The 14,306-nt window shown below is 65.4% G+C and carries 14 protein-coding genes; 7 read left to right on the top strand and 7 right to left on the bottom strand.

Going from position 1 to position 14,306, the window contains the following annotated elements; all coding sequences use genetic code 11:
* Nucleotides 1–131 precede the first annotated feature (131 nt).
* The 3 genes from GA0061099_RS12655 to GA0061099_RS12645 all read left to right on the top strand — a co-directional run bounded on the left by GA0061099_RS12655 (nucleotide 132) and on the right by GA0061099_RS12645 (nucleotide 3,477).
* Complete coding sequence (locus GA0061099_RS12655; RefSeq protein WP_035998865.1) at nucleotides 132–1,088, top strand: carbohydrate ABC transporter permease; 957 nt, start codon at nucleotides 132–134, stop codon at nucleotides 1,086–1,088.
* The gene (locus GA0061099_RS12650; protein WP_035998862.1) at nucleotides 1,081–1,980 is read left to right on the top strand and encodes a carbohydrate ABC transporter permease; all 900 of its coding nucleotides are present in this window, start codon (nucleotides 1,081–1,083) and stop codon (nucleotides 1,978–1,980) included. Before GA0061099_RS12655 ends, GA0061099_RS12650 begins: the two co-directional genes overlap by 8 nt.
* A 141-nt stretch (nucleotides 1,981–2,121) precedes the next feature.
* Nucleotides 2,122–3,477, top strand: a complete 1,356-nt coding sequence (locus GA0061099_RS12645) for an esterase-like activity of phytase family protein (protein ID WP_036022051.1) — start codon at nucleotides 2,122–2,124, stop codon at nucleotides 3,475–3,477.
* A gap of 60 nt (nucleotides 3,478–3,537) precedes the next feature.
* Here GA0061099_RS12645 and GA0061099_RS12640 read toward each other — a convergent pair whose 3' ends face one another.
* The 6 genes from GA0061099_RS12640 to GA0061099_RS12615 form a co-directional block, all read right to left on the bottom strand.
* Nucleotides 3,538–4,365 (bottom strand): TonB family protein, encoded by an 828-nt coding sequence (locus GA0061099_RS12640; RefSeq protein ID WP_074447707.1) that lies wholly within the window; start codon nucleotides 4,363–4,365, stop codon nucleotides 3,538–3,540.
* Nucleotides 4,365–4,805: a TonB system transport protein ExbD gene (exbD, locus tag GA0061099_RS12635; RefSeq protein ID WP_036022041.1), complete on the bottom strand. Its 441-nt coding sequence runs from the start codon at nucleotides 4,803–4,805 to the stop codon at nucleotides 4,365–4,367. Before exbD ends, GA0061099_RS12640 begins: the two co-directional genes overlap by 1 nt.
* A 2-nt stretch (nucleotides 4,806–4,807) precedes the next feature.
* Complete coding sequence (gene exbB / locus GA0061099_RS12630; RefSeq protein WP_036022039.1) at nucleotides 4,808–5,584, bottom strand: tonB-system energizer ExbB; 777 nt, start codon at nucleotides 5,582–5,584, stop codon at nucleotides 4,808–4,810.
* Nucleotides 5,585–5,607: 23 nt separating this feature from the next.
* Nucleotides 5,608–6,123: a heme utilization cystosolic carrier protein HutX gene (gene hutX / locus GA0061099_RS12625; RefSeq protein ID WP_036022037.1), complete on the bottom strand. Its 516-nt coding sequence runs from the start codon at nucleotides 6,121–6,123 to the stop codon at nucleotides 5,608–5,610.
* Nucleotides 6,124–6,147: 24 nt separating this feature from the next.
* A complete protein-coding gene (gene hmuQ, locus GA0061099_RS12620) occupies nucleotides 6,148–6,483 on the bottom strand; it encodes a heme-degrading protein HmuQ (protein ID WP_035998838.1) in 336 nt (111 codons plus the stop codon).
* Nucleotides 6,484–6,609: 126 nt separating this feature from the next.
* Nucleotides 6,610–9,003, bottom strand: coding sequence for a TonB-dependent hemoglobin/transferrin/lactoferrin family receptor (locus tag GA0061099_RS12615; protein WP_036022035.1), 2,394 nt, complete (start codon nucleotides 9,001–9,003; stop codon nucleotides 6,610–6,612).
* A gap of 262 nt (nucleotides 9,004–9,265) precedes the next feature.
* Between GA0061099_RS12615 and GA0061099_RS42060 the strand changes: the two genes are divergently transcribed.
* Genes GA0061099_RS42060 through GA0061099_RS12595 form a run of 4 tightly spaced genes read left to right on the top strand, consistent with a single transcriptional unit; the run spans nucleotide 9,266 to nucleotide 12,319 of the window.
* Nucleotides 9,266–9,472 (top strand): hemin uptake protein HemP, encoded by a 207-nt coding sequence (locus tag GA0061099_RS42060; protein ID WP_036022033.1) that lies wholly within the window; start codon nucleotides 9,266–9,268, stop codon nucleotides 9,470–9,472.
* 5 nt (nucleotides 9,473–9,477) lie between these two features.
* A complete protein-coding gene (locus tag GA0061099_RS12605) occupies nucleotides 9,478–10,428 on the top strand; it encodes a heme/hemin ABC transporter substrate-binding protein (protein ID WP_036022030.1) in 951 nt (316 codons plus the stop codon).
* Complete coding sequence (locus GA0061099_RS12600; RefSeq protein WP_036022027.1) at nucleotides 10,425–11,510, top strand: FecCD family ABC transporter permease; 1,086 nt, start codon at nucleotides 10,425–10,427, stop codon at nucleotides 11,508–11,510. The genes GA0061099_RS12605 and GA0061099_RS12600 overlap by 4 nt, the downstream gene beginning before the upstream one ends.
* Complete coding sequence (locus GA0061099_RS12595; protein WP_074447706.1) at nucleotides 11,507–12,319, top strand: heme ABC transporter ATP-binding protein; 813 nt, start codon at nucleotides 11,507–11,509, stop codon at nucleotides 12,317–12,319. The genes GA0061099_RS12600 and GA0061099_RS12595 overlap by 4 nt, the downstream gene beginning before the upstream one ends.
* 172 nt (nucleotides 12,320–12,491) lie before the next feature.
* On the opposite strand, the gene GA0061099_RS12590 is transcribed toward GA0061099_RS12595, so the two are convergent.
* Nucleotides 12,492–14,171: a mucoidy inhibitor MuiA family protein gene (locus GA0061099_RS12590; protein ID WP_036022018.1), complete on the bottom strand. Its 1,680-nt coding sequence runs from the start codon at nucleotides 14,169–14,171 to the stop codon at nucleotides 12,492–12,494.
* Nucleotides 14,172–14,306: the final 135 nt, after the last annotated feature.

Below are 14,306 nucleotides of genomic sequence, written 5' to 3'. Positions count from 1 at the left end.
ACAGAGCCGCCGTCATTGCGAGGAGCACTTGCGACGACGCAATCCAGACGATCACTGCGGAGACAGACTGGATTGCTTCGCTTCGCTCGCAATGACGGTGTCGTGACACTTCAGACGGGACAAACCAATCTATGTCCGTGACCACCCTCTCCTCCCACGCACTGGCGCAACGACAGCCGAACTGGATCGTGCGCCTGTTCGACTACAAGCCGTTCCTGATCGTGATGTGCCTCGCGCCCGCGCTCGGGCTGCTCACGGTATTCCTGACCTACCCGCTCGGCCTCGGCGTCTGGCTCGCCTTCACCGACACCACGATCGGCCGTCGCGGCATCTATGTCGGGATCGAGAATTTCCAGTACCTGCTCACGGATCCCTTGTGGTGGAACGCGGTGTTCTACAGCGTGTTCTACACGGCCGTGGCGACCTTCGGAAAATTCGCGCTCGGCTTCTGGCTCGCCCTGCTGCTCAACAACCATTTCCCGTTCAAGAGCCTGCTGCGCGCCATCGTGCTGCTGCCCTGGATCGTCCCGACGGTGCTGTCGGCGCTGGCGTTCTGGTGGATCTACGATCCGCAGTTCTCGATCATCTCGTACCTCTTGGTCGACGTTCTGCATTGGCGCGACAGCAATATCGACTTCCTCGGCTCGCCCTGGCCGGCGCGGTTCTCGCTGATCGCCGCCAACATCTGGCGCGGCATTCCCTTCGTCGCGATCTCGCTGCTGGCGGGCTTGCAGACCATCTCGCCCTCGCTCTACGAGGCCGCGATGCTGGACGGCGCCAGCGCCTGGCAGCGCTTCCGCTACATCACCTTCCCGATGATGCTGCCGATCCTCGCCATCGTCATGACGTTCTCGATCATCTTCACCTTCACTGACTTCCAGCTGGTCTACGCCATTACCCGCGGCGGTCCGGTGAACTCGACGCATTTGCTGGCGACGCTGGCGTTCCAGCGCGGCATCGCCGGCGGCGAGCTCGGCGAAGGCGCGGCGATCGCGGTGTCGATGATCCCGTTCCTGGTGTTCGCGACGCTGTTCTCCTATTTCGGCCTGGCGCGCCGCAAATGGCAGCAGGGAGAGGCCAATGACTGAAACCGTCGCGCAATCGACCGTCGCGGACGCAAAAGCGCCGCCCGACACCATGGCCTGGGATTCCGGGCTGCGGCGGCTGATGATGATCTACCTGCCGCTCGGCTGCTTCGTTCTGATCCTGCTGTTTCCGTTCTATTGGATGGCGATCACCTCGTTCAAGCCGAACGCGGAGCTGATGAACTACCGGGACAACAACCCGTTCTGGATCTCCTCGCCGACCCTGGCGCACATCAAGCATCTGTTGTTCAACACCGCCTATCCGCAATGGCTGAAGACGACGATGCTGGTCGCGATCGGCTCGACCACGCTGTCGCTGATCGCGTCGACGCTGGCGGCCTACGCGATCGAGCGCCTGCGCTTCCGCGGCAGCCCCTATGTCGGCCTCGGCATCTATCTCGCCTATCTGGTGCCGCCGTCGATCCTGTTCATTCCGCTCGCCACCGTGGTGGTGCAGTTCGGCCTGTTCGACTCGCCGCTGGCCCTGATCCTGGTCTATCCGACCTTCCTGGTGCCGTTCTGCACCTGGCTCCTGATCGGCTATTTCAAGTCGATTCCTTACGAGCTCGAGGAATGCGCGCTGGTCGATGGCGCCACGCGGCTGCAGATCCTGCGCCGGATCACGCTGCCGCTCGCGGTGCCCGGGCTGATCTCGGCCGGCATCTTCTCCTTCACGCTGTCCTGGAACGAGTTCATCTACGCGCTCGCCTTCATCCAGAGCGGCGCCAACAAGACGGTGCCGGTCGCGATCCTGACCGAGCTCGTCACCGGCGACGTCTATCAATGGGGTGCGCTGATGGCGGGATCGCTGCTCGGCTCGCTCCCGGTCGCGATCTTCTACTCGCTGTTCGTGGATTACTACGTCTCTTCGCTGACGGGTGCGGTGAAGGAGTAGCCCCGCTCTCTCGTCCCCCTCTCCCCGTTCTCACGGTCTGCAGGCGGGGAGAGGCGAAGAGCGCTGCGGCCTTTGGCCCGGCTTCACAATACTGCAACATGCGATCCGCATAAGCGTTGCGTCCGCCAACAGGAGACGCACATGCGCGCGACTTTTCTTTGCACCGTCGCCACGATCATCCTCACCGCGAGCACAGCGCTCGCGCAGAGCGAGGGCGAATTCCCCGCCAAGCTCGCCGGCCACGCGGTGATGCCCGCCGAAACCTTCATCGAGGCGCCGGCTGATGCCCCCGCCGATCTCAAGGCGGCGGGCAAATATACCACCGGCAAGCGGGTCGACGCGCTCGGCACCGTGATGGGCAAGTCCTTCGAGCGTCCGACCGGCGTGTCGCTGCCGTTCAAGGGCCAGCCGCTGCAAGGCCATTCCGGCATCAAGACCATGCCCGACGGCACGTTCTGGGTCCTCACCGACAACGGCATGGGCGCGCGCGCCAACTCGCCGGATTCGATGCTGTACCTCAACCGCTACAAGATGGACTGGGCCAGCGGCAAGATGGAGCGGCTGGAGACCATCTTCCTGCACGACCCCGACAGACGCGTCCCCTTCCGCATCGTGCATGAGGACACCCAGAAGCGCTATCTCACCGGCTCCGATTTCGACACCGAAGGTTTCCAGATTGTCGGCGACACCTTCTGGATCGGCGACGAGTTCGGCCCCTATGTCCTGAAGGCGGACAAGTCAGGCAAAATCCTCGGCGTGTTCGATACGGTCGCCGACGGCAAGCCGGTGCGCTCGCCCGACAATTGGGCGGCGGGGACGCCGGCCGCGCCGGGCGCGACCTACACCAATGTCAATCTCCGCCGCTCCAAGGGCTATGAGGGCTTCGCCGCGTCCAAAGACGGCAAGTTCCTCTACGGCCTGCTCGAGGGACCGCTGTGGGATGCCGACAAGAAGGACTGGGAGAAGGTCGACGGCAAGGAAGCCTCGCGCATCCTCGAATTCGACGTCGCCGCCGAGAAATTCACCGGCCGCTACTGGCATTATGTGTTCGAGCAGAACGGCAACGCCATCGGCGACTTCAACATGATCGACCAGGCCTCCGGCCTCGTCATCGAGCGCGACAATGGCGAGGGCACCGCCGACAAGGCCTGCCCGCAAGGCCAGCGCGGCGAGAACTGCTTCCCCGACCTCGCCAAGTTCAAGCGCGTCTACAAGATCGAGCTGACCGACGCCAATGTCGGCAAGCCCGTGCGCAAGATCGGCTATATCGACCTGATGAAGATCAGGGATCCCGACAAGAAGGCGCGGAAGCCGCTCAACGACGGCGTCTACACCTTCCCGTTCTTCACCATCGAGAACGTCGATCGCGTCGACGACACCCACATCATCGTCGGCAACGACAACAACCTGCCGTTCTCCTCCAGTCGCGATCCCAACAAGGCCGACGACAACGAGTTCGTGCTGCTCGAGGTCGCGGATTTCCTGAAGGCGAAGTGAGGCGAGGCTCGCTCTCTCTCCCTCCCGCTTTTCCGCGGGAGGGAGAGTCATTGCCCATGGCTACTTCCCGAAAATCACCGGGACGTTGATGGGTATGGTTGCATAACTGATCTCGGCCGGCACCGGCGGGAATGGTTGGGCCTGGCGCACCATGGCCATCGCCTGGGCATCGAGCGCTGCGACGCCCGAGGAGCCGCCGAGGCGGCTGGACAATACCTGACCGTTACGGCCGAGCGTGAAGCTCACCTTGACCACGCCCCTCTGGCCATTCGCGCTCGTCGGATACTGGTGGAAGCGCATGAGATGCGCGCGGACGCGCTGATAATAGGTCGCCATCGCAGACGCGAGCGAGCCGGCATTGACGGCAGAGGCCAGCGGAGCCTGCCGCTCCGCGCGCGGCGGTGCGCTGGTGCGCGGCGCCGGAAGGGCATCCGACGGCTTCCGGGCGTCGAGGCGGACCGCCTTGGGCTTCGCCGGGGCGGGCTTCTCCACGGGCACAACTTTCGCGGGCTCGGGCTGCGGCGGGCTCGGCTCGAGCTTCTGTTCCGGTGGAGCCAACACCTCCGGCCGCTCCTGCGGCGGTGTCGGCGGGATCATTTCCTCGACAGCCTGCTGCTGCACCGGCTCGGGCGGTGACGCATCCGCCTGCTGCATCATCGGTCCCGGCGCGATGTCCAGCGGCGTTGACTGCGGTGCCGACGTCTCCGGCGTCATGTCGATCAGGATGGCCGGCATGTTGACGCCCTCGTCCGGCACCTGCTTCAGCCAGTTCATCGCAAGCAGCGCGGCGCCGAGATGCAGCGCCACGATCATCGCCGCCGAGGCGCCCCAGCGCGCGCCCTCCCGCTCGTCAAGCGGCTGATGCAAGGCAAAGGCGTTCGCTGCCATCAGCTGCGTCCGTCGAGCCCGACGAGGGCGACCTTGAGATAGCCGGCGTTGCGCAGGGTGTTCATCACCTCCATCAGGTCGCCATAGGAGACGGCCTTGTCGGCGCGCAGATAGATGCGCTCGTCCTTGCGGCCCTTGGTGGCGGCATCGAGTGAGGTGCTGAGCCCGTCGCGAGCGACGATATCCTCACCCACGGCGATCGAAAGGTCCGGCTTGACGGTGACGAAGACCGGCTTGTCGGGCCGCGGTGCCGGCTCGGCGGCGGTCGCCGGGAGATCGACGCCGATGTCGACGGTGGCGAGCGGTGCGGCCACCATGAAGATGATCAGGAGCACCAGCATCACGTCGATGAACGGCGTGACGTTGATCTCGTGGGTGACGTCGAAATCGCTCGTCTCGCCGCGCGAGCCGAGCTTCGATGTTCCGAGCTTGACGGCCATGGCTACTCCGCTGCCCGCGTCAGACGGAAATGGCCGTGGTCGCGCTGGCGGCTCACCAGCAGCATGAGCTGCGCCGAGGCGTCGCCGAGCAAAGCGCGGTAATTGGCAATGCCGCGGACGAGGTGATTGTAGATCACCACCGCCGGAATCGCGGCGACGAGACCGAGCGCGGTCGCGAGCAACGCTTCGGCAATGCCGGGCGCGACCACCGCCAGACTGGTGGTGTGGCTCTCGGAGATGCCGATGAAGGAATTCATGATGCCCCAGACGGTGCCGAACAGACCGACGAACGGCGCGATGGCGCCGATGGTCGCGAGCACGCCGGTGCCGCGCGCGATCTGCCTGGACATCGCCGCCTCGACCCGCTCCAGCCGCAACGCGACGCGCTCCTGCAGGCCGTCGTCGAGAATGCCGCCGGAGAGCTCGGCCTCCCTGGCGCAGGACTGAATCAGCTGCGCGACTGCGTCGCGGGCGTCGCCGGTCCGCGCGGATGCCTCGGCCAGCGTCATGTTGCCTTCGAGGGTGCGCGTCCGCTGCAAGGCGAGCGAGCCCTTGCGACGCAGCTCGATGGTCTTGGCGAGCCAGACCGTCCATGTCGCCAGCGAGGCAACGGCAAGCCCGACCATCACGACCTTCACGACGATGTCGGCACCGAGGAACATGCCCCAGGGCGACAGATTGCGCGGCAACAGCGCCGCGTCGATCGCAAAGGCCGGCGCCGGCACGAGCGCCAGTGCGATTGTGAGGATCACGTGCCCTAGCGTGGAATTGCTCTGCATCCTGATCTCCCGACAAATGGAAGTCACGCCGAAAGCTTCGCCGCGATCCGGTCCGCGAGCCGCCGGAACCGCGCCAGCTGATCCGCCCGCAGCGCCCTCGTCTCGTCGCGGCCGACGAAGACCTTGAACATGATGCCGCCGTCGGCGTTCACGAAGGCGACGAAGGCCGAGGACTTGCCCATGAAGGGCCGCTCGACGAAGGCAATTCCCGCGCAGCGCTCGTGGCGGAGATGGCCGTGCAGGCCCTTTGGCTGCATCAGGTTGAAATAGCCGCGGCCGATCTCGCCCGCGGGAATGGTCCCGGTGAACTCGAAGATCGCATCATCGGTGTGGACGATCAGCGTGACCTCGCCCCATTCCGCGATGTCCTGCATGGCGGCGGCAAAATGTTCGCCGCTCCCGATGCGCACCATTGACGGCGGCAATGCCTCGATCACCGCGCGCGGCGTGACGCTGCGCTCGCGCGCGACGTCCTCGATCACGGCACCCGGATTGTCCGCCATATGCGCCTTGAGGTCGGCGAGATCGGTGCTCAGCATATCTGGCTCCTCAACCCCGGCGCCTCAAGCGGCCGCGCTCGCCTTGCGCTCGGTCATGATGACCTCGAAACCTTCGAACTTGGGGTGACCGAGATAGAGGCTCTCGCCGGTCTTGTTGTCGGCGCGCGCATGAGCGCGGCGGAATTCCTCCGAGCGCGTCCAGGCCTCGAAAGCCGCCTTGTCGACCCACACGGTATGCGAGGAATACAGCGTGTGGTCCTCGGCGACCGGCCCCTTGAGCAGATGGAATTCGACGAACCCCGCCATGCTGCCGAGATAGGACTCACGGGTCCGCCAGACGGTTTCGAACGCGGCTTCCGAGCCGGGTTTCACCTGGAAGCGATTCATGGCGATGAACATTCGACTTTTCTCCTGTGACTTGTAGATCGGCAGTTGCCGACCGGATATTTCAGAACGGGTCGAAAGCCACGCTGACGCATCAGCGTGGCTTTCGAGATCAGCAAGGCATAACCTGCGGTGTCTTCCTCAGGTGCCGCCAAAGTGGTATTTGAGACCTCCCTTGATCACGAGCCCAGCACCGGCGCTCGCCCACTTCACGTCGTTTTGCGTGTCGCCCGTGCTACCGACCGGAATGGCGTACGGACGATAGTAGCGATTGAAGAGGTTCTCGACGGAGAAGTTGAGCGTGAGATCGGGCGTCGGGTGATACTGCGCGTAAAGATTGACGAGATCGTACGACGTCGCGGGCGTGTAGGTCCTGGGGATGTCGTAGTTGGCGATTGCCGACGTCCACATCATCGAAAGGATGAGGGTGCGGTCGAGCAGACGCACGCCGGCCGTCGTCGTGATCTTCTGCGGCGGAATGCTGTAGAGGCCGAAGCCGGTCTGCAGATTCTTTCCGCTCTGATAGGTCCCGGAGAGGCCGAAGAACCACAGGTTCGCGTCATACATCGCCTCGGCCTCGACGCCTTGTATGAGCGCGGACGCCACGTTCTGATACTGCAGGAACGGGAGCACCGTGATCGAAGGTGCCGGAGGCGGCCCGGTCGGGACCACGAGCGGATTTCCGTAAGCGACCTGATCGATGAAGTCGCTGATGTCGTTGCGGAACACGTTGATCTTGCCGCGCAGCGTGTCGCCCGCCGTGAACAGATCGTTCTTCTTGATATTGAAACCGATCTCCTTGTTCTTGCCGACCTCGGGGCGCAGGTTTGGATTGGGCACGAAGCAGAAGGTCGAGTCCGCGCCCGGTCCCGGCGTGCCCGACGGACAGCGGAAGAACGAGTCGTTGACCGTCGCGCCGGCATGTGGCCCGCTCACCAGCGTCTCCGTGATCGAGGGCGCCCGATAGCCTTCCGCGTAGCTGGCATAGGGGGTCACGACCGCGGTCGGAACGAGAGCAACGGTGATCTTCGGCGACAGGCGATCGCCGCCCGACGACGAGGACGCCGACGAAAGCTGATAATTGTCGTAACGGAGCGCACCGATCACCTCGAGCATCGAAGTGTAGTTCGCCCGCCACTGCACGAAGCCGCCAGACACCGTGCGCTGGCCGCCGGGCGTCGTCACTTCGGCGGTACCGGTCCTATCCTGCGTAGATACTTTATCCTGAAAGGCGTCCAGGCCGTATGTCACCGCGTGGCGCCAGCTTCCAGTGTCGAACCGCGTCGTATTGTGCACGTCGATGCCGATTGTATCGAGCAGATATCCGCGGTTGCTCCCGATGCACCCCGAAACGGCATTGCCCGGCACGCCACCGCAATACACTGACGGCGTCGTGGTGGTGTGCCTGGTCTTAGTCTGGTCGTTCTCGGTGCGATTCCAGTAGATCTTCGCATCCCAGTCGAACCACTGATCATCCGGCTGCGAGTATTTCCAGCCGAGCGTCGTGGTGTAATTCTTCACGTTGGAGGCGTAGATGGACGTGCCGTTCAGATTGTTCGTGCCGTTCGCATTGGTCGAATTGGGATCGCCGGCGCGTCGCGGCGGCTGGCCCAGACTGTAGATGTCTTCCTGAAAGATGGCGCCGAGCTTGACCTCGTGGCCGTCCGCCGGCCGCACCGTCAGCTTGGCGATGCTGCTGCTGAGCCGATTGCCGGTATTGGCGACCTCGAAGCCGGTGCCGTCCTTGTAGCTCTCCTGCGTCGAATAGGTGCCGCCTGCGAACACGTCGACATTCGGATTGACGTGCACGCCGCCGAAGGCCGAGCCGAGTGCGCGACCATAATTGCTGCCAAGGATAGTCTTGACATCGACGCCCCAGCGCTCGCCCACGCGGACGACATCCTCGATGTCCTTGGTGCGGAACGAGGCCACGCCACCGATCGCGCCGGAGCCGTAGATGTTCGCGGTCGGGCCGCGCACGATGTCGATGCCGCTGATCAGCTCCGGATTGAGGAAGAAGGAGCCGTTGGCGAAGTGGCCTGTGCGCTGATAGTTCTGCCGCGCGCCATCGACGACGACAGCAACGCGGCCGAAATCCTGCAGGCCGCGAATGTTGATCGAGGTCGACGGCTCGTCGCCGCGATTCTGAACCCATACGCCCGGCACATTATAGATGAGGTCACCAACCGTGCTGGCCTGACGTCCCTCGATCTGCGCCGAGGTCACGACGCTGACCGGTGCCAGCGCATCCACGGCACGCTCCTCGGTCTTCGTTGCCGCGACCGTAATCGCATCGAGCGTTTGCACCGGCGCTGCGCCGCCGGCCTGGGCGCGGGCGTTCATCACCTCCGGCGCGGCCTGCTGCGCAACTTGCGGCGCCGGCTTACGCTTGGCCTGCTTCGGCCTGTCCGACGACGCGTTTTCACTCTGCGGCGATGCGGTCTGCGCGAGACTGCCCTCCGCCGTCATTGCCGCAATTGAAACCACCGACGCGCCCAAAATCAGGGCGCGCGAATACCTAGCCCCGTCAGCCATATCAGCCCCAGCCTGCACTTCACTTTAGTTTTTGATGTCGTCTGGCTGGCGCGCGCTCGCAACGCGAGCGACTGGCTGGCTGATTGTCTCAAGAGGCGGGCGAGTTCCCCGCTGTGAGAAATCGTTACGTGGCAACACTCTGACGGTCAATGACATCGGGTTACAGTTTATATCGATTGTAAACTGCGATGGTTGGAATGCGCTTGGCGCCACCTGTACAAACGGGCGGTACTTCAGCTTTCGAAAGCGCATCACACCGACAATGTCAGCCACATCAGGAGACAGCAGCGGCAGCGCGGCAGGACCGGCACAAAGCCCTTCTGCAGCAACGCGAACTCTCACCATGCGCGGCAGCCGCATCGATAGCCGCGAGCTGTTTGCCGCCGAGCGCGAGATCATCATTGCGCATGGCGAGGACAGCTATCGTCTCCGCCTGACCTCGCAGAACAAGCTGATCCTGACGAAGTAACTGCAATGACATGTTGCCGCACCCTCGCCCGTCTCCTGCTCTCCGGCGGACTCGCGTTCGCGTCTGCTGCGCACGCCGCGGGCATCACCGTGCATGACGCGCGCAATCGCGACGTCACTGTTACCGATTTTGCCCGCACGGTGTCGATCGGCGGCGCCATCACCGAGATCCTCTATGCGCTGGGATTGGAAAGCCGGCTGGTCGGCGTCGACACAACGAGCCTCTATCCGGCGGCGGCACTGCAAGACAAGCCGAATGTCGGCTATGTGCGCCAGATCTCGGCCGAAGGCGTGCTCGGTCTCAACCCGACGCTGATCCTGGCGATCCAGGGCTCGGGCCCACGCGAGACCATGGACATCCTGGAGACGGCGAAGGTGCCGCTGGTGCTGGTGCCCGAGACCTTTTCCGAGGAAGGCCTGATCGAGAAGATCAAGCTGGTCGGCCACGCCATGGGCGTCGATGCGCGTGCCGAATGTCTCAGCGCCGCGGTCGGCGCCGATCTTGCACAGCTCCGTGCCCTGCGCGCCAAGGTGACGAAGCCGGTGCGGGTGATGTTCGTGATGTCGCTCCAGAACGGGCGGGCGATGGTGGCGGGCCACAAGACCGCGGCGGATGAGATCATCCAGCTCGCGGGCGCGGCCAACGCGGTCGAGGATTACGATGGTTACAAGGTCATCAGCGACGAGGCGATCGTGGCCGCAAAGCCCGATGTCGTGCTGTCGATCGAGCGCGGCAAGGATTCGCTGCAGGCCGATGCAATCTACACGCACCCCGGCTTTGCGCTGACGCCGGTCGCGGCCAACAAGAGCTTCATCACCATGGATGGGCTTTATCTGCTCGGCTTCGGGCCGCGCACCGCGGCAGCGGCGCGCGATCTCTCAGTCAAGCTCTATCCGGCCTTGGCCGAGGGCGGCGCGTTCGCGTCGGCGCTGTCGACGGCGAATTGCCGGCAATGAGCGTGGCCGCCGGGATCGAAACACGGAGCCCGCGACACAGCGCGGGACGGCGAGCAGCATCGTTCGCGATTCCCCTTCTGCTCGTGGTGCTCCTGGTCACCGCGATCGCCGCTCTGACGGTCGGCGCCGCCGGCATCCCGCTCTCCCGGCTGCCAGCCGCGCTGGGCTTGGCCGGCGAAAACACGGCCATGACGGCCCGCGACCAGCTCGTGCTGTGGTCGATCCGCATTCCCCGGATCGCGGCGGCGGCGATGATCGGCGGCCTGCTTGCCGCGGCCGGCGCGATCATGCAGGGGCTGTTTCGCAACCCGCTCGCCGATCCCGCCCTGGTCGGCGTCTCCAGCGGCGGCGCGCTCGCAGCCGCGAGCGCGATCGTCTTCACCGATTCCCGCTTCGGCGAGGCGCTGCGCGTTCTCCAGACCGAGCTGTTGCCGCTCGCAGCCTTCGCGGGTTCGCTGGCGACCACCACAATCCTCTACGGCATCTCCAGCCGCTCGGGACGCACCTCGATCGCGATCTTCCTGCTCGCCGGCGTCGCCATCACCGCGATCGCCAATGCGGGCATCGGCCTGCTGGTATTCATCGCCGACGACCGCCAGCTGCGCGACATCACGTTCTGGATGCTGGGCTCGATGAGCGGCGCGACCTGGACCAAGGCCGCCGTGCTCGCGCCGGTGCTCATTGCCGGACTCGCAGGCTGCGCCTTCATCGCGCGCGGCCTCGACCTGCTGGTGCTCGGCGAGGCCGACGCCTTTCACGGCGGCGTCGACGTCGAGCGCCTGAAGCGGATCTCGATCGTGATGGTCTCGGCCATGACCGGCGTCGCGGTGTCGATCAGCGGCGTGATCGGCTTCGTCGGCATCGTCGTGCCGCATCTGCTCCGTCTCGTGATCGGCCCGGCGCATCGCCTGCTGCTGCCGGCCTCGGTGCTATCAGGCGCGATCCTGATGGTCGGGGCCGACACGCTGGCGCGGACCATCGTGGCGCCCGCGGAGATGCCGATCGGCATCCTGACGGCGGCCGTCGGCGCACCCGTCTTTCTCTTCATCCTGCTGCGGCAGCGCGGGCTCGCCGCGCTATGACCGCGGTGCTCGAAGCACGACACTTGGGCAAGCGCGCCGGCCGCGCGACATTGCTTGACGGCGTCGGCCTGACGGTTGCGGCCGGCGAGATGATCGCCATCATCGGCCCGAACGGCGCCGGCAAGTCGACGCTGCTGCGGCTGCTCTCCGGCGATCTCCGCCCGAGCGCCGGCGAGGTGCGGCTCAAGCAGCGCGACATCGGCAGCTTCGCGCCGCGCGAGCTCGCCGCGCGCCGTGCAATGCTGTCTCAGCACATCAACGTCACCTTCCCCTTCACCGTCGAGGAGATCGTGCTGATGGGCGCGGGCGAGCGCAGCTTGCGCGAGGCCGGCCCGCTCGTCGACGCCGCGCTGGACGAGGTCGGACTGTCGCATTTCCGCGAGCGGCAATTGCCGACGCTGTCGGGCGGCGAGCAGCAGCGCGCTCATTTCGCCCGCGTGCTGGTGCAGCTCGCCTGCGGCGAGGCCAAGCACGGCCCCGGGCTCTTGCTGCTGGACGAGCCGACATCGAGCCTCGATCTGCGTCACCAGATCGACCTCGTCGAGGCGGCCCGCCGCCGCGCGGCTGCCGGCACCGCCGTGATCGCGATCCTGCACGATCTCAACCTCGCGATCCGCTTTGCCGACCGGCTGGTCGTGCTGGCCGGCGGCAGGCTCGCCGCGGACGGTCCGCGCGCCGAGGTCGTCACGCGGGAGAGGATCCGGGATATTTTCGAGATCGACGCGGACGTGCATCAGGTTGACGGCGTGCCTTATGTGCTGCCGCAGTCGATGCGGGCTGCGGGGCAAGCTGAACTGCCGCCACGGTGAAGGTGCGCTCCCTCGCCCCGTTCTTACGGGGAGAGGGTTGGGGTGAGGGGCCTCTCTCCACACGCGAGATGGTCGAGAGACCTGTACCCCCTCACCCGGATTGCATCTTCGATGCAACCCGACCTCTCCCCGCAAGCGGGGCGAGGTGAAGCTGCGCCACCCGTGCAGGAAATCAGCCCGCCGGGACGATCACCATGCTCTTGTCCTTCGGCCAGCGGATGCGCCAGGCGAAGTTGATGTCGCGGGCCTCGCCGGGCTTGGCGTCGAACGACCATTCCAGCACGCCGCGCTTGTCGCGGATGTTGTTGGCGGTCGGCTGGGTGCTCGAGGGCAGCATCTCGACGACGATGTCCTCGTTCTCGCTGACCGGCAGCTGATCCTCGATCGCGACGCGAATCGGGAAATCATGCCCGTTGCGGATCGTGGTCTTGAACGAACGCTCGTCGGTCTTCGACGTCGTGACCAGGAGGCCTGCCGAGCCTTCATTGCGCTTGAGCACGGCGCGTTCGATCTTGACCTTGTCGTCGGCGCCGAACCCGAGCCGCACGATGTCCTCCTTGGCGGACGCCGTGATCTTGCCGCGGCCGACGAAGGTGCCGTCGCGATAGATCGCGACCTTGCCCGGCAGCAGGGTCGTGTCGTCGGTCTGCTTGAAGCTGGCTTCCAGGAATGCGGTCGGATCCAGCACCGGCGCGGCGCGCACCGCGAGATCGGCGGGCACATTCACCGAAGCGATACGTAGGCTCTTGGCACCGTCGGCGGCGCCGAGGCTGACGCGGCCGGGAATCCTGAAGGTGGCCTGGAAGTCGCCGATCTCGGCGACGGCCTGTTGCTCGTCGGCGCGCTCGCGCAACTCGGTCGCTTCGGCAGCCTTGGACATGGGCTCGTACGAGCGCTGGCGAACAGTTGGCGCAGGCCGCGCTAGATCCGAGGCCGTGCCAAGGGCCATGGGCTTCGGCACTTGTGGATATTGCGCGATCAGCGAATGCAGCTCCGGGGCACTGCCGCCGCGGCTGATGCGAACGGTGGAGACGCCGAGCGTCACGTTCGACCAGTCCTCACCGGTGGACTGCGTCACCTCGGCGCGACGCACCAGTTCGAGCTGCGGCTTGCGATCCTTGGCGCCGGTGTCGAGCCGGGCATCGTAGAGCGGCACCCAGCGCGCGTTGCGCACGGCATAGGTCACGCGCAGTGTCGCCTTGGTCGCGGCGGCCGAGGCGACGTCGATCCGCACTTCCAGCTTGCTCGGCGGCTTGGCCGAGCGCTCGGCTTCCAGTTGCGCGATCTGGCGGTCGAGCTCGCGCTGTTTTCGCGTGGCATCGCGAATTGCGCTGTCGGCGGTCGCGATCTCCTCGGCGACCGCGGCAAAGGCCGCGCGCCATTCAGCAATCGGGCGCGCCTCGCCCTTCTCGCCGAGGCCGGCCGGCGACGCCTCGGCAAAATGCTGCGCGAACTTGCGCCGGGCATTGGCCGAGTCGATCGCACCCTGCAGGTCGGCCCGTTGATCCCTCAGCGCTTCGATGCGCTTGTCGAGTTCGGGCAGGTTGACCGGCGGCGCGGCCTTCGGTGGGCGTGCATCGATCGTGCCGATGGTGAGCTTGGCGCCCGCCTCGCCTTCGACGCGGAGGGAAGATGGATCGAGCGAGAGCGGAAAATCCTTGGCCACCAATGTCGAATCGCCGGAGGCGAGATCTAGCGAAATGACGCGGGTGACGGTGGCACCGTCGGGATAGACGGTGACCGTGTCGATCGTCGAATTGGCGTCCACATTGGCCGCCCATAACGGCGATGCGAGCGCCGTGGTCACCAGGACCACGCCCGTGGTTGCCAAATATCCTGCGGTGATGCGCATAAAGTCCCTCCTGCCGGTATCGCCGCGCCGCCAGCCGGACGCGCGCGATGAAATGCCTCGCCATCGTGGTTGGACGCGGCAGGGAAGGAACCGGTTCGATTGAGACTTCCGTGGGGCGCCGCCGCGGCGGCACCA

It is taken from the genome of Bradyrhizobium yuanmingense, from assembly GCF_900094575.1.
GTDB classification, from domain to species: Bacteria; Pseudomonadota; Alphaproteobacteria; order Rhizobiales; family Xanthobacteraceae; genus Bradyrhizobium; species Bradyrhizobium yuanmingense.
This window is presented reverse-complemented; position numbering and strand designations above follow the sequence as displayed.